Raw genomic sequence first — 22,685 nt, 5'->3', positions numbered from 1 at the left:
TGTCATTATGTCCGAAACGGAATACTACCGTTCCCAAAGTTACCAGGAATACTTACTTTCCAGCCACAGAAGGGAGGTTTGTCCTCCCGAAGATGTGTATGCATTTTTCAATTGGAAAGGCCTAAACAACATAGTCGACTTTGGAAGTGGGCTTGGATTTTACTTCAATGAATTTAGAAAATGGTTTCCCCATGTTTGGATCTGGGCTGCGGAATGCCAACAAGAGATCATCGACATGATCCTTCGGCGGAAACTAATGGAAGGGATCGAACAACTCACCCCTTTTCATATGGACCAGTCCGACCACCCCCTTCTCCCCGAATGGGTTCCGGTTCCAGAAATCATTTTTGCCTCCCTCTCGCTTTCCACATTCCCAAACCCTGGTTTGGCGATGGATGGCCTCATTCGTTCCATGAAATCGGGAGGACGACTTTTTATCATTGATTGGTCAAAAACAGAATCTGGGTTTGGCCCGAAAATCAATGAAAAGATTTCCATGGATAAAATGAAATTCCTAGCGGAAGAATATAAATTGGAAGTCACTAAATCAGGAAGAATTTCTGAACATTTTTATGGGATGGAAGTAAAAGCGAGTTCTAGTTTTATTTACGGATATTATGACCTCAAAGAAGAGGAAGATGAAGATACCGCAGTCTTCAAACAATAAGGAAAAATAGAACCAATTACAATAGAATTTCCACTCTACAATCAATGTGGAGTGAAGAACAAAAAGCCATCATCCAATCGAATCATCTCATTAAACAGGTGATTGCTGGTGCCGGATCAGGAAAAACAGCCACAATGATTGGGCTTTTGGAAGAAAGAGAAAAAAACAAATCCATCCTTCCTGAAAATACAGTCATTGTTACATTTACGAAAAAAGCCACTCGTGAATTCAAAGAGAGGTGTGAAAAAAAAGGGCTCTCCAATCAGTATCATATCTCCACCTTCCATGCGTTTTGTTTTCATGTTCTAAAGAATTACGATAACTCTAAAGACTGGTCAAAATACAAACTCCTCAGTGAATCCAAAAAATGGGAAATCACCAAGGAAATCCTTTTCCCTTTGCGGTATCTAGTCGGAGGAATTCCCTTCCCCATCCTTTTCAAAAATGATGGAAAATATTTCCGTGAACTTAGCGAAGATGCTTATGAGTCCTTCCAATCAAAGTTTAAGTTCTGGAAAGAGGAAAATTATTTTTTCGAGTTTGATGATTTGATTTTTCACTTCCTCCAGTTTTTGGATACAAATTCAGCACAAGTTGTGAAGGAAAGATGGAAGTCTCTGATCATTGATGAGTTCCAAGACACTGACGAAGTACAACTTAAGATCATACAAAAAATGAATTTTGAATCCATCACCGTTGTGGGTGATGATTGGCAGGCCATTTACGGCTTTCGCGGGGCCACCCCAAAACCATTTTTAGATTTTCCGAATCATTTTTCAGGTGTAAAACAATACTTTTTATCAACTAACTACCGTTCCAAGGATTCCATCATCCAAGCCTCCCTAGTCCCCTTAAAACCAAACAAAGACAAAATTCCGAAACAAGTAAAAACTTTCAGAAAAGAAAAGGGCATTTTTCAGATCGAACGGATCAGTGAAACAGATACAAAACTATTAGAAATTTGGAAAAAATGGTATGAGATAGATCCAAATACAATCCTACTCACCCGCAGTAACTACCGAAAACAGACATGGTTAGATTTCGGCCTTCCACCGGCCCAAGTGATGACAATCCACAGTGCCAAAGGTTTAGAGTTTACTAGTGTCATCTTGGATTTAGTTCTCGGTTGGAGTGAAGACGGAGAAGGAATCGATGAAGCCGAAGAAAGACGCATCCTTTACGTTGGTCTATCCAGAGCAAAAGACAATTTGGTTCTTTTAATCCCAGACAAAACCAAACCAGAACGACTCGCCGATCGAATGAGTGCGGATTTTTCAATCAGGAACCGATTTCGAAATCGTACTTTACGGTGGGCTCGGCTCTGGTGAAATGGTTTTACCTTGGGGGATTAGCTCAGTTGGTTAGAGCGCTACCTTGACATGGTAGAGGTCACTGGTTCGAACCCAGTATCTCCCACCAAGTAACATCTACAAAATCTCTGTTATCATTTTTTAACCTTAGCAAATCAAGTTTAGACTTGCATCTCATTTCAGATTCATTACAGTGCAAAACGATGAAACCTAAGTTCCTTGCAGAAGAATTCCTGCTCGCGTTGTATTTTTTGGTCTTTAGTATTGTTTCCGGATTTGTTTTATACTTTGGAGAAAGTCCTGCTGGAATCAAACTCGCCGCGCTTACCCTTCTTTTCCACATTAGTTTTGTTGGATTCTCGCTTGGACTTCGGTGGCATACACCCTTTCGGATTTGGAAATTTCTCGTTCCCTTATCTATTTTTATGGTTTTTCCGGATTGGTTTCTTTCAAGCACCTTACGGATATTAGTATTTCCTGAAGATGGATTTTTTAAAATAGGAACAGTTGCTGGATATATGGCTGGTCTTTGGGCCATTCCATTATTTGTCTGCGTTTATGCAGGAATCAAACTCGAAGAAATGTCAGTCTCCATCGTTGGAACGGTTCTTTGGGTTGGGATCATTGGTTTACTTATATTCGGAACTTCTGAGGCCACCATGTGGATACTCGGATCTTGGTACGCACAGGATGTAAAAATGTGGGGACATGTAGCCTATTATGTGTTAGTTCCTGAAATGGTTTTAGCAGTCACCACTTACTTAGCCTACCAAGGATTTTCCTATTCTTCTTATATCATCCAAATTGCTATGGGTTTTCTAGTGATGTTACTTTATATTGGAAATTTATCTTTCTTTTATCTCTTAATTGAAAAAATTCTTTAAAACTTTATTTTATCTAACAATCACGCTTCTCTTAAGTTTATCTCTAGGAGAAGGTTACCTTCGCTTTCAAAATGGAACCGATACGGAAGAGATTCGTTATAAAAAGTTTCATTGTTTGTATGGATTCGATCAAATTCGACTTTGCCCCAATCGGAATGAAACATTTACGAGAGCAGATGGAAAAACTTGGGACATCCAAACAAACCAGTTTGGGGAAAGGATTCTTTCTAAAGATACCAATCCAATCCATCTTTGGCTCATTGGTGACTCCATGGCAATGGGTTATGGCCTACCAACAAACAAAACCCCAGCCTTTTATTTAAAGTCGAAATACAAAATAGATGTGCGAGTCATTGCGGTGGATGCCATTGGCACAAATGGAATCTATCAATTCTTAAAAGAAAGTTTTGATTCCACAATACGGGAAGACCATCCGAACAAAGTCTATTGGATTTGGAATCCATCTGACTTCATTGATGACGAAAGAGAGAAAAAAGGAATCAAAAAATACCTCTATCCCATCCATTACCATCTCAGCAGAAATTCAATTCTTTATCATCAATTTCTACCTTCTCCAAAAGCCAATGTGTACACTTCGTCCGGAATTCCGATCCTATACCCCAAAGACCATATCACTTATTCCAACCTACTCAAGTTTCTAAATGACCCAATCATTCCCAAAGAGAAACTAAACATCCTTTTCAGCTGGGGGATGTCAAGAGTTGGAACTCCCGATACGAAAGATCCCAATTACGAAGAGGCAAAAAAGTTTTTTATAGGCCAAGGAATGAAACCCATCGACCTTAGAACCAAAACAGAAATCTTGTTTAACGAACAAAAACAAGTTTATATCCCAGGAGATGGCCACCCAGGCCCAGCACTTGCAGAACTTTTTGCTGATGCCATTGCCAAGGACTTCTTAAATTTGCCTTAGAAATGCTTGATTCCTATCTTGATTTCTAAAGTTTAGAGGGATATGATTCAAAACTGGAAACGATGGGGAGCCATTGTCCTATTTTTCCCGTTGGCGTTACTTGCATTGGAATTGATTTTACGCATTTCCAATCCGCCTGCTTTACGTTACTACCGCGATGTCAAACTTTTGCATGCTTACCACCCAGAATATGGGGTGACTCTAGAACCAAACGAAAGCCGTTTTGTCCGTCACTATGCGGACCTTTGGCAAGGCCAATTCACTACCAATTCTTTAGGTCTTCGAGGACTCGAAGAACCCATTCCAGGAAAACCAAAACTAGTTTGTCTTGGGGATAGTCTTGTTATGGGATTTGGTGTTTCCGATGAAGATACATTTTGTTCGATCCTAGGTGTATCTGCGCACAATGGAAAAGATTACCAAAGCCTAAATTTAGGTGTGGATGCTTACGGTTCTCTTGGTTCCTACAAACGCCTGAAAGATATGTCTGGGAAAATAGATAACATCCAAACAGTTTTATTTTTTATCTCACCTAATGATTTTACGATGCCCGAAGAATTACGTGCACAAGGAATCCTTCCGGATGATGAAAATGACGCGTTACATGAAAATGATTTAGTATATAAACAAAACTTTCGCATCCAATTTGAACTCACAAGAGTATCATACCTTTTGCAAGCACTCAAACTTGCATATGAACAAACAAAGGTCAAATTTGCACAAACCAAATATTTAGTCAGTGCCGATACAGAACTTCTCACTACTTCTCCATTAGTTTACTTACGAGAAACATTTATTCTTCCCATTAAACAACAGAGATGCGAAGAAAAGGATGAATTCATTTGCCCAACTCCTCTCCAAAACCTAAATGTAATTTGTTCTGATACGCCAGTTGATCCAAATTCTTTAGAACCTTTACCAGAAACCACAACTAGGGCTTATGATTTGATGATTTCTCTTTCCAAAGAAAAAGGATACCAGTTTGTGCCTGTTATACTTCCTATGCAAATCGAAGAAGTGTATTGCCGTCAGCTTGGAAAGTATAACGCACTTGGTGGTTATGCCATCCGTGCCAAAAAGTATCTGGATTCCAAAGGTATCCAAACTCTGGACATCCTTCCCTATACTGACAAAATGTGTGGTCGTGAATTTATAGTTGCAGGAAAAACAAAAAAAGCGGGAATCCAAGACTATTACATTCCTGGTGATGGCCACCTAACAAAACTAGGAAACTTATGGGCTGCTGAATCCGTTGGTGAAGCCTTAAAGGAAATCAAATAATATGCTTTTTAATTCTGTTCACTATTTGATATTTGCGCCCGTCGTGATCCTTGTTTATTTTTTAATCCCTAAAAGATTTCAAGGACTCTGGTTATTCATTGTTAGTTTGTATTTTTATGCAATTTTTAGAATTCCATTCCTGATTTTACTGGTATTCTCCTTTGTTGTCACAAAACTAGCTGTCGACTATATGGAACGAGCTTCCTCTAAACCAAAAAAGCTTTTTTGGTTGAATGTGGCTGTTTGGAGTAATTTAAGTTTACTATTTGTATTTAAGTATTTGGACTTTTCCATTACCGTTTGGAACCAAACCTTTTCACTCACTCCTTGTGATCCAGAATTTGTACAAAAGTCAGGGATCCTTCTCCCGATGGGGATTAGTTTTTTCACCTTACAAGCTGTATCCTATGCAGTCGATGTATATAGAGGTGTAGTAGAAAGAGCCAAATCCATTTTCCACTTTGGGCTATTTTTGGCTTTTTTCCCACAACTAGTGGCAGGCCCCATCTTACGTGCAAGTGATGTCCTTCACCAATTTTTAGATTCCAAAGACTTTACAAAAGAAAATCTAAAACAAGGCCTCAAACAACTGTTTTGGGGAATTTTTAAAAAGACCTTCATTGCTGATCCTGTTTCTTATGTGATTGATCCCATGTATGCCAATCCCACCGAATACAATTGGATAGCGATGTGGATAGCTGCCTTTTTATTTGCAGTGCAAATCTATTGTGATTTTTCTGGATACTCAGACATCGCCATTGGAACTGCAAGGATACTCGGATTCCATATTCCGAAAAACTTTGATCGCCCATTTTTATCAGGTACACTGACTGAACTGTGGAGGCGTTGGCATATTTCCTTTAGTTCTTGGTTACGCGACTACGTCTACATCACTCTCGGTGGAAATAGACGCGGTGAGATTATGGCCTATGTGAATCTTTTTATCACTACTTTTGTATCCGGAATTTGGCATGGTGCCGACTGGACATTTGTTTTGTGGGGAACACTTCACTCGACAATGATGGTGGTTGAAAAGTTTGTCTTCAAATTTGAAACGATGAGAAATGCCTGGAATCGTGTGCCACGTTCTATCCAACCACTGTATCCAGTAGGTGTGTTCGTATTGTCTTGTTTTTTCTTTAGAGCCAAAGCCACTCCTGAAGTTCCAACAGGAATGGGTATCACCAAAATCATGTTAGAACGTGCTTTTACCGGTGCGGGCGGGATTTTTCCTCAAATGAGTGTGAGTTTAGTGATCCTCATCGGATTTTTGTTCTTGGTAGATATCCTCCAAGATAAAAAAGAAGATAGGTTTGCCTTTATCACGGACAATCTATACTTCCTTATTCCGACTTGTATCCTACTCTACATCACTTCGTTTATCATTTACAGTGTGACGGTATCGAGTCCATTCCTCTACTTTCAATTCTAAATAAAAAAGCCGGCAATCATTTACCGGCTTCCTTTTAAAATTCGGAATCAATCTATTTTAATTGAATCTAAATGATCTTTCGTTCGATTCAAAGTTTTTATAAGATTTGAATTTCGTAATATATTTATTTTCGATTAAGAATTAGAATTCGACTTTCGGAGCATTCTCAATGGCTTTTTCATCTTCTACAGTAAAGGTTGCTTTTGCATCGTAACCAAAAGCTTTTGCTGTGAGAACCGCAGGGAACTGACGTATGTACACATTAAATTCTTTTGTTGATTTGATGAATCTGTTTCTTGCAACTGTGATTCTATTTTCTGTTCCTTCCAACTGTGCCATCAAATCAGAAAAATGTTGGTCTGATTTTAATTGTGGGTAGTTTTCTTGGATCATAAGGAGTCTGGATAATGCAGAACCCAATTGACCTTGTGCTTGGTCAAATTTTTTCAAACTCTCTGGATTGTTTACAAGTTCTGGAGTTGCTTGGATGGATCCAATTTTTGCACGTGCTTCTGCAATTCCTGTCATAATTTCTTTTTCTTGGTTCGCAAATCCTTTCACGGCGGAAACCAAATTAGGAACTAAATCAGATCTTCTTTTGTATTGGTTGAGAACTTCTGCCCAAGAAGCAGTGACTTCTTCATCCAACTCTTGGATGCGGTTATAACCGCAGTTGGTTAATAAGGTTGCCATTAAGGAAACCAGAAAAACGGTTCGAAACATTCTTGTCATGGTCATTGTATACCTAGTCTTTAGTCGGTCTGCAACACCAATTTGTTAAAAAAATTAATATCGATAAGGTTTTGTGAGCTTCATCCATGTACGTTCTGACTGGTCTAAGTACTCACTGAGCGAAGATTCCGATAATTTGCCGTATAAATAATCAAGCAGAACACTGTCTCCAGCAAGAAGTTCAATCGCTGGCCTGTCTGAACGAAACTCATACACACCTTTTAAATATTCGAATTCCTTGGGGAATAATTCTCCCAGTTGTTTCAAAAAGTACAAAACAAAATATAAAGAATGGAAATGTTTTGGTTTTAATACCATGAGTTGGTATCCTTCACAAATAGTACCTGCATACTTATGAAAGGTAGGTAAAAAACGTAAAGTTCGCAAACGAAAGTCATCTGACTGGTGCATATCCATTCGTTTGTCTAATTCCTCTTTTGCTTTACCAACTAAATAGGGAGCTCCAAAAGTTTCAAAGGGTTTTGTCGTCCCTCTTCCTTCGGAAAGGTTCGTTCCTTCCAAAAGGCACATCCCAGGATACACAAAACAAGTGCTTTGTGTGGGAATATTAGGAGAAGGTGGAACCCATTCAAATTGAGAAATAGACTTTGGATGGAAAACTCCCACAGGAACCACCACCACATCCACTTTTAAATGGAAGGTTTCATTATAATATGATAATAATCCTCCAGGGGTGAGCCCATGTCTATGTAACACAGAAGTGACACCCACAAAGGATTCAAATTCTTTTTGGAGCGGAGTCCCTTCTACTTTTTTACCAATTGGATTTGGTGAATCGATCACTAGAAAAATTGGTGCTTTCCCAGTTTCTTTTTTTAGTCGCGAAATCTCAGATAAAATATAATAAGCCGTAGTTAAAAATGTATAATAACGGGAACCCACATCTTTGATATCAATGATAATGACATCCAATCCGATCAAACTTTCTCGTGGCGGAACAAGACTCCTTTCTTCTTTTCCATAGAGGTTTACAATTTGCATATCTCCAAAAAGATATTTGAGTTCATCACCACTCACCTGATCTTGTAATTCAGCAAAAAGCCCATGTTCCGGTAAAAAGATAGTTTTTAGATCAAAAATTTCTGCATAAGTTTGGAAATGGTATTTTCCGTTAAAACCAAATGCACTTTGGTTGGTGAGAATGGCCGCCTTACAGCCGCTTAACTTACTAATATTTTTTAAAAACTTCATGTATCTTTCGAATTTCTTCTTTATTGACCAGAGCCAATTCCCAAATTTTACGAATTTTATCTTCCTCAAAAGAACCATTGGACCCAAATAGATCCCGAAACTCCAACAGTTGTTTGATCAAATCATCAATTGATTTACGTAAAAAACTTTGGTTTTCTTTAAAAATGGAAATCCACATATCAGGATTGGAACCAGCTATCCTTGACATATCCCGAAACCCACCACCGGTAATGGGTTTAGAAGATCCCATGATTTCTTTTTTGGTTGTAGGATTGGCTCCCGCTACATTCACAAGCAAAGTAGAAATGACATGAGGAAGATGAGATAAGTAAGCCAAAGTTTCATCATGAGATTTGGAATCCATTTCCAAAGTCCAAGAACCAATTTTCTCCCAAAACGATCGAACCCATTCCAAACTAACGTTAGATGCCGATTTCGGAGGAGTGAGTATACATAGTTTATCCACATACAAATCGGAGACGGCAGCGTCCGGGCCCACTTGTTCGGATCCACACATCGGATGGGTAGAAATATAATTGTGAATCATATTTCCATAATATGATTCCACAGCGGCCACAATGGTCTCTTTGGTTGATCCCAAATCGATAAAGATGGTATTTCCTGATTTGGGAAGTTTAGGAATGATTTTCAGAATGGATTCTACAGGAGTGCTAAAGACCACCAAATCATATTGATTCCAGTCAGGAGAAGTGAACTCCGATTCTAAAAAAACTTGGTCGGCGAGGTTTTTAGTCAGGATTGTATTTTTACTTTTTTCGGAACGAACGACAGCTGTAATTTCTGCATCCGAAAATTTCCTGCGAATGGCGAGGGCTAAGGATCCACCCATAAGCCCCATTCCATAAATCAAAACTTTGGATAAATTCATGTCGGAAAAGATCCGGCAGTTGGATAAGAACCCAAAAGTTTAAATAAAGTGCATTGTGATTTTACCTTTTCAAGTAACTCTGCAATTTTTGGATCTTCTTTGTGGCCAATAAAATCTACAAAAAAATGGTATTCCCATAAGTTACGTTTCAAAGGTCTAGATTCAATCTTGGTGAGATTCACCGAATCATCGTTAAATGTTTTTAAAATTGCAAATAGAGACCCCGTTTGGTTAGGGATGGAAAAAACGATAGATGTTTTATCTTCTCTTGTTTTAGGTGATTCTGTTTTTCCAATCACAAGAAATCTTGTGGTGTTTCCCGAATAATCTTCAATCGCTTCGGCTATGACATTTAAACCATAAATTTCGCCGGCAATTTTGGATGCAATCGCAAGTCCGTCTTTTCTTTCGGACACTAATTTTGCCGCCATAGCGGTGGAGGATGTATCCACAACTTCCACACTAGGAAGGTTAGCCGAAATCCAATTGCGACATTGTTCATTCCCAATCCGAATTCCGTAGATTTTTTTTACAGCAGATAGATCGGTTTCAAATCCAAGAAGTGAAAAAGAAATTCTTTGGTATAACTCAGAATAAACGAAAAGATCTGTTTCTAAAAACATATCCAGTGTGGAACTAACTTGTCCTTCCGTGGAATTTTCAACTGGAACCACTCCGTAGTCCAACTTTCCCTCTTCTACCATTCGAAATACATCGGGAATTGAAGTTTGCGGAACAGCTTCAATGGAAGATCCAAATTTAGCACATAGTGCTGAATGAGAAAAACTTCCTTCAGGTCCTAAAAATCCAATCTTTAACGGATGTTCTAAGGCGATCGTTCCCGACATCATCTCACGGTAAATGGCACGAATGACAGATGCGGGAAGTGGCCCACCAGATAATTTAGTTACCTTTTCATAAACATCTTTTTCACGATCAGGACGGTAAATGGGGCCACCGGATTCTTTTTTGACACGACCAATCTCTTGCGCAAAACCAGCCCGTTTTTGAATGAGTGCAATGATTTCTGTGTCTAATGAATCAATACCAGCACGGAGTTTTTTTAGTTCTTCTTCTGCACTGCTCATCTCAGGCCTCTTCTTGTAATTCTTCCGGTAGTGTGCTTGTATCAAAATCAGGATTCATTTCTGTTTCATCAGTCACAATGATAGACTCTGGTGTGAATTCATCAAACTTAAGTTCTTTCACTTCTACAGGTGTAGGAAGATCAGTAAGTTTGCTAAGCCCAAAGTGTAACAAGAATTCGTTGGTTGTTCCATACAAAGTAGGTCTTCCTGGAACTTCTTTTTGGCCCACGGCTTTTACCAATTTTTTAGACATGAGGCTCGCAACCATAGCACGCGAAGACACACCGCGGATTTCATCTAACTCTGTCAGGGTGATGGGTTGTTTGTAAGCAATGATGGCAAGAGTGTCCAAGGTTCCACGAGAAAGGGTTTCTCTTTTTTTATCTTTAAAGATATGAGCCAAGATTTCACTGTATTTTTGGTTGGTGATGAATTGGTAACCACCGGCGATTTCTCTCAGTAAAAATCCGCCTTCTTTTTCTTGGTAATCGAGGATGAGTTCATCAAGGAGTTCCCGAGCTTCTGTTTTTTCGATCCCAGCAGATTTGGCAAGGGCAGACAATTTGATTGGATCTGAAGATAAAAAAAGAAGCGCCTCAAGAAGGCCCTTGGTATAAGTTCTTTCTTCCAAATGGACTAAACCTTGACTATTTTGATTTCACCGAAAACTGCATGTTGGAGGACTTTGCAAACTCGGATTTTAACAACTTCTAATACGGCAAGGAAGGCAGCGACGATTTCTTTTTTTTCCGGTTTTTCTGTTTCGAACAAATCCATAAAGTGGATTTCCCCGGTTTTTTCCAAAAGACTTTGTATATAGGCCATTTTGTCTTCTACGGAGTATTGGGCCACACCTTCGTAGATAGGAAGAAGGTCTTCGATTTCATTGGAAGACTCTTGTTCCAGAATCGAATTGAAGGCAGAAATTAAATCAACAAGGCTCACATCCAACCAAACTTCTGTTTCATCCAAAACTTGGTTGGTTTCTCTGGTGAACATTCCAGCGGTCAGTCTGTCCAGTTCCGCCAGACGTTGTCCTGCCATTTGGAACTTTTTGTGTTCGAGTAATTTATCTACGAGTTCTTTGGGTAGAGGCGGGTCATAATCCTCTTCCTCAAAACCGGGATCCGGCAATAAGGCTTTGGATTTTAAATACACCAAATGAGATGCCATTACAGCAAACTCAGAAGTTAACTCAATCGATAAGGACTGACTGGTTCTCAAAAATTGAATGAAATCGGATGTGATACGCGAAAGGGAGACTTCAAAAATATCAACCTTATAACTATCAATCAGAGACCATAAAACCGTTAAAGGTCCTTCTGTCAGTCCTCCGTCCTGGTTTTGCCACCGGACGATAAACTCCGGGGTCCTAGACACGATTTATAAACCTAGTGCTTTTGCTGCTGCTTGTTGCAATCTTTCTGGAGGGAAAGGTTTTACAACAAAATCCTTCACACCCATTTTAATTGCTTTTGCCAGTAAATCTTCCTGACCAAGAGCCGTTACCATAATGATCTTAGCAGAAGCATCAAATTTGATAATCTCTTTTGTAGCCTCGATTCCATCTTTTTCACGCATGGTAATGTCCATAGTTACCAAATCCGGTTTGAGGTTTTTGTATTGTTCTACCGCAATATTACCGTTCTCAGCTTCACCTACGATCTCGTGACCCGCACCAACTAACGCATCTTTTACGAGCGTTCTCATGAATTTTGCATCATCTACAACCAAAATTCTTGCCATGTTAATTCCCTCTCGACTTTAATAATTCAATCATCTTTGGTACTAATTCTTCCACCGGAAGGACAAAATCAATGCCTCCCAATTCTACAGCAACTCGGTTCATTCCGTAAACTACCGATGTTGCTTCATTCTGCGCCAGAGTAATACCACCTTTGGCGTGAATGTTGGTGATTGACTGTGATCCATCTTTTCCCATACCAGTCATGATCATGGATAAAAGATGGTCTCCACCGTATGTTTCCACCAAACTATCAAACAATACTTCAATAGAAGGCCTGTGTCCATTCACCTGTCCCGTATGGGCAAGTTCAATGAAACGATCTTTTCCTTTTGTGATCACTTTCATTTGGTAATCACCAGGTGCAATGTATGCAGTTCCCGATTGCACTAAGTCACCTTGTTCTGCTTCCTTAACTTGTATCTTCGACAAGGAATTTAACCTATCTGCAAATGCCTTGGTAAATCCCGCTGGCATATGTTGAACCACAAAGATAGGTTTTGCAAAGTCTTCAGGAATACTCGCAAACACTGTTTGTAAGGCCTTAGGTCCTCCCGTTGAGGTCCCTATTCCGATAGCGTCTACTTTGATCGGTTTTTGAAAACTTTTATTTAATTGGCGTTCGGTTCTCTCCGGCCTGACAAGAGATTCCAAAATAGGAAGTTTAGAATCAGAAAATCCTTTGATTTTTGCGGACAATACCGCAGCTACATCCTCTGGAGAGAACTGATTTCCACTAGATGGTTTAGGAATGAAGTCAACTGCCCCAAGTTCCAAGGCTTTAAAAGTGGCGTCTGCCCCGTGTTGAGTCAGAACCGAAAGCATAATCACATGTGTGGGAAGTTTTAATTTTTTAATTTCTGCGAGAGCAGTGAGACCATCCATAATTGGCATCTCAATGTCGAGTACGATAAAATCTGGTTTTAACTTACCTGCTAGATCAATACAATCCATTCCGGTTTTCCCGGTGGCAATGACCTGAACCTCATCTTTTTTGGTGAGGACATCACTTAAGATATTCCTCACAAGGAGTGAGTCGTCTACGATAACAACAGTTGGTTTTTTATTCATGATTTATGGATGAGGTCTACCAGTTCATCAAAATCAGGTAGGAAAACCAAAACACCAATTAGGTTACTACCTTGGTGGTTAAACTCAGTGTGCATGGACAAAAACTTAGTTCGTTCTGGTTTTACGATGTCAATCACATCCATAAAACTTCCCGTAATCATTTCTGGAACCGAAGGCAAAACTTCCTTTTTTAATTTATTCGAAAGTGAATTCATCACACTCGAACAAACAATATTGGAAATTTCAGACAATACCGAAACCATATCCTCAGAAAGTTTATTACTACTTCCTTCTGCATATTTCGCATCTTCCGAACCAAGTAATTCTTTTGCAATTTCTGACCCGTTTTCTTCTGAAAACATCATAAGAAGGTTACCGTTTAGGTCTCCTGTCATACGAATTTTCATTCCAAAAAACTGATCCATAGAGTAACGGAACTCTTTAGCTAGTCCCTCTCTATCAGTAAGAGTGATTTCTGGGATAAACAATTCTACTTCTTTACCAACTAACTGAGAAAGTACGACACCGGCATTCATCATACCTGTGTTAACAATGTTCTCTAGTTTTTTGATATCTTTAGAAGACATGATTTCGTTGATGGCATCCGTATTCAGCGCAGCCACTTGGTTCAATCGTTCTTCTTTTTGTTCCACAAAACCTTTGATGATTTCTGCGGCTTGTTCTCTTTCCGTTAACTTAACGTTTTCTATTTTTGCAACATCTGCCAAACGATGGATTTCATCCGTTTTGTGATCAATCACAAGTGTTGCCGTTGCTGATTTTGAAGATTCACTAGAATCTCCATTCACAACAGATTCCGTTTTGATTACTTCTGTTGTAATTTTGAGGTTGGTTGCAGGTTCTTCTGCATATACCTCTTCTTTTGGAACAATGACATGTTTTTCAATTTTATGTTTATCTTTTTTAACACGTGATTTGTCTTTTGCACGTAACTCAATCAACTTCGCATTATAACGATTTGTTGGGTGATTGGATTTGAACATAAGTTCCGAATCAGACATTTCTAGAGAACGAATCGTGGAAGCACGTTTCATCATCTCACCTGCGACCAACTGATCAGACCAGTCCACTTTATCTGCCGCAATTTCCACAAGACCAGGAATATCCAAAACGAGGATGATGGTTCCATCTCCCATAATGGTGGCACCAGTGAGACCTTGGATGTCTTTGAAATTTTTACCAAGGGACTTGATGACCGTTTCGTGTTTGCCGATGAGATCATCCACCATAAACCCGAGTTTTCGCGTTTTGTAGTTCACGATGACAACAGGAACTTCCACCATTTCTTGTTTGTCGGCAAGACCTAGGATACGATTCAAACGATAGATTGGTAATACCTCACCTCGTAAGTTGATGATCTCGTGTCCTTCTAGAGTGGTGATTTGATCCAAATTGACTTTGATGGTTTCCGAAACTTCGGATAGTGGGAACGCATACACTTCCTCTTCCATAATTACAAGGATGGATGGAATGATGGCAAGTGCTTGTGGGAAAGATAAGGTAAAGGAAGATCCCTTTCCCTCTTCCGAATGGATGAGAATTTTGCCTTTAAACTCTTCAATGAGTTTATTCACAACGTTCATCCCCACACCACGACCAGAAATATCAGAAATTTTATCTGCAGTCGAAAATCCTGGAGCAAAGATAAACTGGAAGATATCAGATTCCGAAAGGTTTTGTGCATCCGATTCGTTCACAAGCCCACGTTCAATGGCTTTTTTAAGGATTTTATCTTTGTTTAATCCCTTACCATCATCACGAATTTCCACAAGAATATTGGAACCACCTTGGTAGGCGTTGAGTTCAACAGTTCCTTCTTCTGGTTTGCCTGCCGATTTTCTTTCTGCAGGGGATTCGATTCCATGGTCTACGGAATTACGAATGAGATGGATGAGTGGCTCTCCAATCGCATCGATTACTTTTTTATCAAGTTCTGTGTTTTCACCGCGAAGGACAAGGTTTACTTGTTTTCCCGTTTCTAATGAGAGATCGCGAATGAGTCTTGTGAAACGATTGAATACGGATCCAATCGGAACCATTCGGATATTCATAATTCCCGTTTGTAAATCTTTAGAAATTCGATTGATTTGGTCGATTTTACCTTTGAGTTCATTGAATAATGAATCTTCACCAAACTGTGACACTAAATCGTCATAGATCTTTTGGAATCCAGAGTTGGTGATGACAAGTTCCCCCACATTATTCATGAGTTGGTCTAGTTTGTCAGAAGATACCTTGATGGTTCTCATTACCACTTTGGAATCGGTAACAGCCTTATCAAAGTTAGCAGATCCTTTAACACCATGTTTGTCTTCCGAGTCATGATGACCATTGGATGAACTTGCCGAATTAGGAACAGGTATTGTATCAGATCTTTTTTCTAGGGCTTCCATTTCTGTTTCAGGAAGTTTGAGTTCCTCAACAACGAGAGTGTCCACCATATCAATATTACACTGAACGTGTAATTCATGTTTGTTTAGTTTTGTAACAGTCACAAAGGAAAGCGAAAAACTACCTTGGCCATTGTCCAAAGCATCTTCAGAAGGATTACATTTAATGATCACACCTGATTGTTTTACAGATTGTAAAATGAGCAGAAGTCTTAAGTTCTGCATAGGTGTTTCATCCTTTAACTTTAAGTTAACGGAGAAAACAAATAGATCGTTATCTTCTTTTAAAGATTGGCGAATTTCAGAAATTTCTTCCTCGTTTAGGTTTATAGAAGTAGGAGTGGAACTTTCTGATTTAGAAGTTTCAGTTGGTTTAGAAACACTAGTTGTATTTGAACCTTGGTTTGGCTGCGCTTCGTAATCTTGGAGTTTTTTGATCATGTCAGTAAATGGTGTTTCCACCTTTACCCCATTCGCCACACCTTCTATCACTTGTTTGATGAGATCAAAACATTCGAATAATAAATTAACTAACTTAACATTGATATCGAGACTACCTTCTCTAATTTTCTGAAGAAGGTTCTCCATCGTATGAGATAAATCAGAAAGATTATAAAGTCCAACGAAAGCAGAGGAACTTTTTAAAGAGTGTGCTGCACGAAAGATATCGTTGATGATTTCAGGGTTCTCATGATCTTTTTCGAGTTTTACCAAATTGGAATTTAATTCTTCAATTTGATCCTCGGACTCTTCCAGGAAAACTTCTGTGTATTCGCCTAAAATTCCAGCCAATGTCGTATCCCTTTCTCTTTACTTTACGGTTGAAACAAAATCAATAATTTGTTCCAAATCCAAATTCAAAATCAAATGGTCTTCGTATCTAGATACAGATTCTACCATCTTACTATAGTTTAACGACAAATCATCAGTTGTATAACTGATAAAATCCTTTTGGATTTTTACAACTTGTTTGACCTCATCGACAAGAACACCAATACGTTTCTCATCTAACATGATAACAATGATCCGTGAGATTGGAAAAATTTCAGAATCCGTTCCATGGAATCTTTTTTTCAAATCTAAGATGGGTATAATTTCTCCGCGAAGGTTGATCACACCTAAAATGTAATCGTCTACATTCGGAATTCTTGTAATGAGAACAGGTTTTAAAATTTCGTGAACTAGGAGCAATCGAATCCCAAAAAATTCTTTATCAATGGTAAAAGTAAGGAACTGTTCCAAGTCTCCCAGATCGGACTCTTGTTCCATCTTGGTTTTTTCCGCTAGGGATGTGAGTAATGTTTCTTGGTCCATAATGCTACCGTGAATCGTGTCAGAATCCTTCATGGATTCAATCTAAAAACGAATGAATCTGGGTTTCCGTAATCATTTTTCCTATTTTTAGATCGTGACTTTCTTCTAGGAATGGGACGGGAAAAAGTTTAGAAAAACTGAGTCCGATGGCTTTCTTTTGGAGAGATTCTGCATTTAAAATGCGATCATAGTACCCACCGCCTCGTCCAAGTCGAAATCCCCTTTCATTAAATCCAAGGGCAGGGACAAGGATCAAATCGGCCTCTTCTACGGATATCTCCTCATCACCAACAGGCTGGAAAAGGCCAGTTGCATTCTTTTCAAAGGAATAAGGACGAATGAATCTTAGAACCTTTCCATCTTCCATCCGAGGGAAATACCATTTGGCGGAATGACGGGCTTCAATAAATCCCGTTGGCCTAGGAAGTGGTGAAGATTCGATGATGGGAAGTACATCCACTTCGAGTGTTAAGTCAGGAGAATAAGTGATGATTTTGGATTTACCTTGTAAAAGGGGAAACAACCTCTTTAAGATAGCGGCTTCATGGTCTTCCCTTTCCGGTAAATTCGGAAGGTTCTTTTTGAGAATCTCTCTAGCATCTTTTTTGGAAATTGGATTCAAAAATGATCCCCGATGATCCCCTCTTCCAATAGAGAAATGATCTTTTTCGTTCTTTCTTCTAATTCTGGAATTTCGCTAGTTTTAGCCGAAACTTCCTTCATTTGAAAGAGTTCATCTGCCAAATTGAGTGCACAAAGTACGGCCAGTTTTGTTTTGGAAGCAGAGGGAAGTGCCTTTGACAATTCCAAAAGCCTTGATTCTACGTAATCCGCAACCTCAGAGATATACCCTGAGGAAGCTTCACCAACGATAGTATAGGTTTCACCAAAGATTTGTTTGGTGATTTTTTGAGGTTGTGGGGCAGACTCTGCCATAAAAATTATTTAGGATCGTCTTCGATAATTAAAAAATCATCGTCGTCGTCAGCATCAAACACACTGATCGCTTCGTCGTCATCGTCGATGATGATGTCGTCATCTTCATCGATTTCCACAGTAGGAACTTCTTCTTCAGAAGACTCAACACTGAGTTCTTCTTTTTCAAAGGATGCAGATACAGCTGGTTTTTCCAAAACTTCTTCGGTTTGGAATTCTGATTCATCTTCATCGAGTAGAATGATTTCATCGTCTTCTTCGGCAGCCAAACTGGGAACAACAGCGGCAGCACTTGCTGCAGCAGCAACCGGTTCAACAGGAGAAGAATCTGGGGTTGGGGTTTTAGGAGCAGAACTTCCGGTAGTAGGAAGGCCATCCAAACGGCCAAGAAGTTGGTGGACTTTGGATTCCAAAAGTCCTTCTCTTTCGCGAAGTTTGTTTAACTCTTCTGTAGCTTCTTGGAGCTGCGAACGGAGTGTTGTCAATTCGCGTTCTTTCTCCTCCATTGCGAGCTTCATTTGGTCGTTTTCCGCGCGGAGGGTTTCGTTTTCCGTCTCTAGGCGTGCGTTTTCTGTTCTTAGGTCTTGGATTAACTCCAAAGCCTTAACAACTTTACTTTCTAGCTCTTCAATGGTTTCGATTTTTAACATGATAACAATCCGATGGAATAGAATAGCCGAGCCATTCTATTCCAATCAAGCACTAATTTACTTAGCGACTTTCGTTTTTTCTACGATGGCGTTGAATACTTCTTTGTGGTTGTAAGCAAGGTCAGCCAAAGTTTTTCGATCTAAGTTGATTCCGTGTGTTTTGAGTGCATGGATGAATTTTGAATAAGACATTCCATTTTCTCTTACTGCGGCATTGATTCTCGTAATCCAAAGTTTACGGAATTCGGACTTTTTCTTTCTACGGTCACGGTATGCCCATTGACCAGCTTTCATCACAGCAGATTTTGCTGTTCTGAAAAGTTTAGAACGTCCGCCTCTAAAACCTTTGGCTTTTGCGAGAACTTTTTTTCTACGATTCTTATGGATGGTTCCGTTGACTGCGCGTGGCATCGTTTAACCTCCGTAAGGTAGAAGTTTTTCTACACGGTTATAGTCGGTTTCGTGGATGAGGTGCATTCCACGGCTTTGGTGTTTCATCTTAGGAGATTTTTTCTCTAAGATATGTCTTCGGAACGCACAACCACGTTTGATTTTACCAGATTTGGTAAACTTAAAACGTTTGGCTGCTGCCCTATTTGTCTTCAGCTTATACATAGTTGTTTTTATCCTTTAGGTTTTTCACTAATTGGGTTCATCACGACCACTATCGTCTTTCCGTCGTGTACCGGCATTTTTTCGGGAGAGGCATGCTCTTTTAGGTCCTCGACAAACCGGTTAACAATATTCATTCCAATTTCAGAGTGAACCATCTCTCTGCCTCGGAATCGAAGAGTCACTTTTACCTTATCACCCTTTTGCAAGAATTCTAAAGCATGACGCTTCTTAATCTCGAAGTCATGGTTATCAATCCGCGGGCGGATTTTAATTTCTTTCACCGTGACAACGTGTTGTTTCTTTTTCGCTTCTTTCGTTTTTTTAAGAAGTTCGAATTTGTATTTTCCAAAATCGATCAACTTACAGACGTGAACATCTTGGTCACCCGAGACTTCCACCAAATCAAGGTTAGCTTCCTTAGCTCTTCTCAGAGCTTCATCCAGAGTAACGATGTCAGACCCTTCGTCAGAGACGAGGCGGATCGATGCTACATTGGTAATTTGTTCGTTAATTCTGATGTGGGCGAATTTATCTTGGTTTGGGTTCCCTCTAGGGTTGGGCCGTTTCTGCATTCAGTCTCCGAAATTTCTTTCAATTTCCAATTTCGGATGAAAATCCAGGCGAGCAAGTACATTTCTTTAAGAATTTTGCATGGAAATGGTTACAGCGAACCGGAGGGCCCTTCCCAAGCAACAAGCTCTAAATATAGGGATTCTGATTCTAAGATTTCTGGCAAAATGGGAACCAGAGAGACCAAATCTCCGTGATTTCCCATTCCCATACAAGACCCACCGTGGCAAAGCCTGCCGTCAAAGGTGTAAATGGCATATTGGATCAAATGGTCAAAGGTTTTGGTCTGGTGTTTGGGAGATTGGGACTGAACAAGGGCCAAATAGGTCAAACCTTCACTTTGCCTCCGTTCCAAACGGATTCGGACTCGGTTTTCTTTCGTTAGGGTTTCGCTTGCAAAAAGTAGATCCCCTTTCCCAGGATTCCACTTTTGGAAACTATAGGAACCTACCACTCCTCCATCCCGTTTCCATTCAAATCGGGTTTCATTTTTGGGTTTGGTACGAGAGAGAACCACTGCTTCTTTGGGGCGAAGGTCTTCCCAACCGTAAGAGGTGATACTAACAGAAACTCTAGCGATTTCCGTAATGGGAAACGGAAAACGGCTCCAAAGACCAGGAACATCATAACTCTCCCAAGGTTGGACAATGTGTTCGCAAGTTTGGCTGGCAAGAAGCCTATCTTTCTCATCATAAAAACTAGCAGCTACGTACAAAGCCACTGGAGAATCTCCCAAGTTTTCTCCACCAGTGATGACAATGCTTGGACAATCAAACTTAAGATCGCGGCCAAGCCCATCCACAAACTGCATAGGACTTACCTTCCAACCAACAGTGAGGCCATCCGCAAAAGGAAGGAGCTGCATGGGTATGGCATCAAACGCATCACGGGCATCATACGGTGGATGGATGGGAAGATCCAAATAGTATGCAACCGGACTGGTTTGTTTGGTGGTGAGGAGGTTTAGAGGCACTGGAGGGATTGTAAGATCCCCCCAAGTGTTAGTCAAGAAATTTCTTTATTTAAAGATCACCTTTCAGAAGTGAGAGGAATCCATCTCGAGAAACAGTCTCCGTTTTCTCTTCTCCCATACGTCGGAAGGAAATTGAACCTGCTTCTTTTTCTTTATCACCTAAAATCAAAGTGTAGCTGCTTCGTTTTAGGATGGAATCCCTAATTTTACTTCCTATCTTTTCATTGCGAATGTCGATCTCGACTCGGAAACCTTGCATGACCAAATCTTGATAGACTTCTTTCGCATAATCACTGTGAACTTCTGACACAGTTAAGACACGAATTTGTGTTGGATTCAGCCAAAGGGGAAATTTTCCTTCGAAGTGTTCGATGAGAATTCCAATGAACCTTTCAAGGGATCCGTAGATGGCTCTGTGGATCATCACAGGCGCGTGTTTTTTTCCATCCGATGCAGTGAAATCTAATTCAAATCGGTTTGGCATAGAGAAATCAATTTGAACGGTTCCGCATTGCCAAAGTCTTCCGAGTGAGTCTTTGATATTGAATTCAATTTTTGGTCCGTAGAACGCTCCGTCCCCTTCTTTGATTCCGTATTCGATTCCTTTTTTCTTTAGCGCATCGTGTAATGCTTGTGTGGCGAGATTCCAATCTTCATCACTGCCTTGTGATTTTTCAGGTCTTGTCGCAATGAAAGTTTTGAATTCGGTAAATCCAAATTTTTTGTACACATCAAATGTAAAATCGATGATGTCTTCGACTTCTGATTCTACTTTTTCGAGTGGTGCATAAATATGCGCATCATCCTGCGTGAAGGCACGCACACGGAAAAGTCCATGAAGGACTCCCGACATTTCATGTCTGTGAACATTTCCCAGTTCCATAAAACGAAGTGGGAGTTCTCTGTAAGAGTGCATATGGTATTTGTAAATCAAACAACATCCAGGACAGTTCATTGGTTTGACTGCAAATTCACTTTCATCGATGTCAGTGAAATACATGTTTTCTTTAAAATTATCCCAGTGGCCTGACTTTTTCCAAAGCGAAGAATTGAGGATGGCCGGAGTTTTGATTTCTTGGTACCCGCGTCTAAAACATTCTTCCCGAATGTAAGAAGCAAGTGTGTTCCAAAGAACTGTTCCTTTGGGATGCCAAAAAGGAAATCCAGGAGCCTCGTCTTGGAAACTGAAAAGATCCAGTTCTTTCCCAAGTTTTCGATGGTCTCTTTTTTTGGCTTCTTCGATGAGGAAGGTATATTCATCTAACTGTTTTTTGGTGGGAAAAGACACACCGTAAATACGAGTGAGTTGTTTGTTTTTGGAATCTCCCTTCCAATAAGCACCAGAAATCGCAGTCAGTTTAAAAGCCTTCAGTTGGCCGGTTCTTGCGACGTGAGGTCCGCGGCAAAGGTCATACCATTCCCCTTGTCCGTATAACGAAACTGATGCGGAATCGAATCCTTGGATGAGTTCTACTTTATAAGGTTCGTTTTCTTTTTTAAACTTTTCAATGGCTTCTTCTTTGGAAAGTTCCCAACGTTTGACAGTTAGGTCTTCCTTTACGATTTTTCCCATCTCCGCTTCAATTTTAGGAAGGTCTTCTGGGGTTAAAATGGTAGTGCCAAAATCGATATCATAAAAGAAAAAACCAGGGCCATTTTCAATGACGGGACCTACTGTTAGGCGAGCCTCTGGCCAAAGTCTTTGGACAGCCATACCGAGTAAGTGAGCAGAAGAATGGTGAAAAACTTCTTTTCCTTCTGTGTCATCGAAAGTGAGAAATTTTACCGTGGTGTTCGTCGTAGGAATATAAGAAAGGTCAACGGTGCGACCATCAGACAAAACAACGGCAAGAGCTTTCTCTTTCAAGAAAGGCAGTTGGGCTTGGATGAAATCAGAAAAGGATTTACCGGATTCTAGTTCCTTGGAACTTCCATCAGGTAGTGTGATTGTAATTGCTGCCATAATTCTATA

General features: G+C 39.9%; 24 protein-coding genes and 1 tRNA gene. 7 read left to right on the top strand and 18 right to left on the bottom strand.

Annotated features, from left to right (window positions below; translation table 11 throughout):
* Positions 1-7 precede the first annotated feature (7 nt).
* The 7 genes from EHQ24_RS00980 (at position 8) to EHQ24_RS00950 (ending at position 6,508) form a co-directional block, all read left to right on the top strand.
* Positions 8-667 (top strand): class I SAM-dependent methyltransferase, encoded by a 660-nt coding sequence (locus EHQ24_RS00980; protein ID WP_135599844.1) that lies wholly within the window; start codon positions 8-10, stop codon positions 665-667.
* A gap of 44 nt (positions 668-711) precedes the next feature.
* Positions 712-1,995, top strand: a complete 1,284-nt coding sequence (locus EHQ24_RS00975) for a DEAD/DEAH box helicase (RefSeq protein ID WP_135599843.1) — start codon at positions 712-714, stop codon at positions 1,993-1,995.
* Between the two features lie 14 nt (positions 1,996-2,009).
* Positions 2,010-2,086: transfer RNA gene (locus tag EHQ24_RS00970), tRNA-Val, on the top strand.
* 94 nt (positions 2,087-2,180) lie between these two features.
* Positions 2,181-2,861 carry a DUF6989 domain-containing protein gene (locus tag EHQ24_RS00965; protein ID WP_135599842.1) on the top strand — a complete coding sequence of 227 codons (681 nt, stop codon included), beginning with the start codon at positions 2,181-2,183 and terminating at the stop codon, positions 2,859-2,861.
* Complete coding sequence (locus EHQ24_RS00960) at positions 2,845-3,795, top strand: LA_2486 family SGNH/GDSL-type esterase (RefSeq protein ID WP_208725678.1); 951 nt, start codon at positions 2,845-2,847, stop codon at positions 3,793-3,795. The genes EHQ24_RS00965 and EHQ24_RS00960 overlap by 17 nt, the downstream gene beginning before the upstream one ends.
* A gap of 42 nt (positions 3,796-3,837) precedes the next feature.
* The gene (locus EHQ24_RS00955) at positions 3,838-5,076 is read left to right on the top strand and encodes an LA_2490 family SGNH/GDSL-type esterase (RefSeq protein WP_135599841.1); all 1,239 of its coding nucleotides are present in this window, start codon (positions 3,838-3,840) and stop codon (positions 5,074-5,076) included.
* Position 5,077: 1 nt separating this feature from the next.
* Complete coding sequence (locus EHQ24_RS00950) at positions 5,078-6,508, top strand: MBOAT family O-acyltransferase (RefSeq protein WP_135599840.1); 1,431 nt, start codon at positions 5,078-5,080, stop codon at positions 6,506-6,508.
* A gap of 141 nt (positions 6,509-6,649) precedes the next feature.
* On the opposite strand, the gene EHQ24_RS00945 is transcribed toward EHQ24_RS00950, so the two are convergent.
* From EHQ24_RS00945 to thrS, 18 genes are all read right to left on the bottom strand, one after another.
* A complete protein-coding gene (locus tag EHQ24_RS00945) occupies positions 6,650-7,240 on the bottom strand; it encodes a LemA family protein (RefSeq protein ID WP_135584967.1) in 591 nt (196 codons plus the stop codon).
* Between the two features lie 54 nt (positions 7,241-7,294).
* On the bottom strand, positions 7,295-8,452 hold the full coding sequence (locus tag EHQ24_RS00940; RefSeq protein ID WP_135599839.1) for a DUF1343 domain-containing protein: 1,158 nt from the start codon (positions 8,450-8,452) through the stop codon (positions 7,295-7,297).
* Positions 8,430-9,341, bottom strand: coding sequence for a prephenate dehydrogenase (locus EHQ24_RS00935; RefSeq protein WP_135599838.1), 912 nt, complete (start codon positions 9,339-9,341; stop codon positions 8,430-8,432). Before EHQ24_RS00935 ends, EHQ24_RS00940 begins: the two co-directional genes overlap by 23 nt.
* Positions 9,338-10,429, bottom strand: a complete 1,092-nt coding sequence (gene pheA, locus EHQ24_RS00930) for a prephenate dehydratase (RefSeq protein WP_135599837.1) — start codon at positions 10,427-10,429, stop codon at positions 9,338-9,340. Before pheA ends, EHQ24_RS00935 begins: the two co-directional genes overlap by 4 nt.
* Position 10,430: 1 nt before the next feature.
* Positions 10,431-11,060, bottom strand: a complete 630-nt coding sequence (gene scpB, locus EHQ24_RS00925) for an SMC-Scp complex subunit ScpB (RefSeq protein WP_135599836.1) — start codon at positions 11,058-11,060, stop codon at positions 10,431-10,433.
* A 5-nt stretch (positions 11,061-11,065) separates the two neighbouring features.
* Positions 11,066-11,809: a segregation and condensation protein A gene (locus tag EHQ24_RS00920; RefSeq protein WP_135599835.1), complete on the bottom strand. Its 744-nt coding sequence runs from the start codon at positions 11,807-11,809 to the stop codon at positions 11,066-11,068.
* Between the two features lie 3 nt (positions 11,810-11,812).
* Positions 11,813-12,175 (bottom strand): response regulator, encoded by a 363-nt coding sequence (locus EHQ24_RS00915; protein WP_002975323.1) that lies wholly within the window; start codon positions 12,173-12,175, stop codon positions 11,813-11,815.
* Between the two features lies 1 nt (position 12,176).
* Positions 12,177-13,244 (bottom strand): protein-glutamate methylesterase/protein-glutamine glutaminase, encoded by a 1,068-nt coding sequence (locus EHQ24_RS00910; RefSeq protein ID WP_135599834.1) that lies wholly within the window; start codon positions 13,242-13,244, stop codon positions 12,177-12,179.
* Positions 13,241-16,447, bottom strand: coding sequence for a chemotaxis protein CheW (locus EHQ24_RS00905; RefSeq protein ID WP_135599833.1), 3,207 nt, complete (start codon positions 16,445-16,447; stop codon positions 13,241-13,243). Before EHQ24_RS00905 ends, EHQ24_RS00910 begins: the two co-directional genes overlap by 4 nt.
* A gap of 18 nt (positions 16,448-16,465) precedes the next feature.
* On the bottom strand, positions 16,466-16,969 hold the full coding sequence (locus tag EHQ24_RS00900) for a chemotaxis protein CheW (protein WP_135599832.1): 504 nt from the start codon (positions 16,967-16,969) through the stop codon (positions 16,466-16,468).
* 37 nt (positions 16,970-17,006) lie between these two features.
* Positions 17,007-17,591 (bottom strand): 5-formyltetrahydrofolate cyclo-ligase, encoded by a 585-nt coding sequence (locus tag EHQ24_RS00895; RefSeq protein ID WP_135599831.1) that lies wholly within the window; start codon positions 17,589-17,591, stop codon positions 17,007-17,009.
* Positions 17,588-17,905, bottom strand: coding sequence for a cell division protein ZapA (locus EHQ24_RS00890; protein WP_135599830.1), 318 nt, complete (start codon positions 17,903-17,905; stop codon positions 17,588-17,590). Before EHQ24_RS00890 ends, EHQ24_RS00895 begins: the two co-directional genes overlap by 4 nt.
* Before the next feature lie 5 nt (positions 17,906-17,910).
* Positions 17,911-18,555: a hypothetical protein gene (locus EHQ24_RS00885; protein ID WP_135599829.1), complete on the bottom strand. Its 645-nt coding sequence runs from the start codon at positions 18,553-18,555 to the stop codon at positions 17,911-17,913.
* A gap of 57 nt (positions 18,556-18,612) precedes the next feature.
* On the bottom strand, positions 18,613-18,966 hold the full coding sequence (gene rplT / locus EHQ24_RS00880; RefSeq protein ID WP_002975326.1) for a 50S ribosomal protein L20: 354 nt from the start codon (positions 18,964-18,966) through the stop codon (positions 18,613-18,615).
* A gap of 3 nt (positions 18,967-18,969) precedes the next feature.
* Entirely contained in the window at positions 18,970-19,170 is a 201-nt protein-coding gene (gene rpmI, locus EHQ24_RS00875) for a 50S ribosomal protein L35 (protein WP_002988170.1), read from the bottom strand.
* Positions 19,171-19,178: 8 nt separating this feature from the next.
* Entirely contained in the window at positions 19,179-19,742 is a 564-nt protein-coding gene (gene infC, locus EHQ24_RS00870; RefSeq protein WP_135599828.1) for a translation initiation factor IF-3, read from the bottom strand.
* Positions 19,743-19,831: 89 nt separating this feature from the next.
* A complete protein-coding gene (locus EHQ24_RS00865; protein WP_135599963.1) occupies positions 19,832-20,713 on the bottom strand; it encodes a hypothetical protein in 882 nt (293 codons plus the stop codon).
* Between the two features lie 49 nt (positions 20,714-20,762).
* Positions 20,763-22,676, bottom strand: a complete 1,914-nt coding sequence (thrS, locus tag EHQ24_RS00860; protein ID WP_135599827.1) for a threonine--tRNA ligase — start codon at positions 22,674-22,676, stop codon at positions 20,763-20,765.
* Between the last annotated feature and the right edge of the window lie 9 nt (positions 22,677-22,685).

Source organism: Leptospira noumeaensis, from assembly GCF_004770765.1.
Classification (GTDB): domain Bacteria; phylum Spirochaetota; class Leptospiria; order Leptospirales; family Leptospiraceae; genus Leptospira_A; species Leptospira_A noumeaensis.
This window is presented reverse-complemented; position numbering and strand designations above follow the sequence as displayed.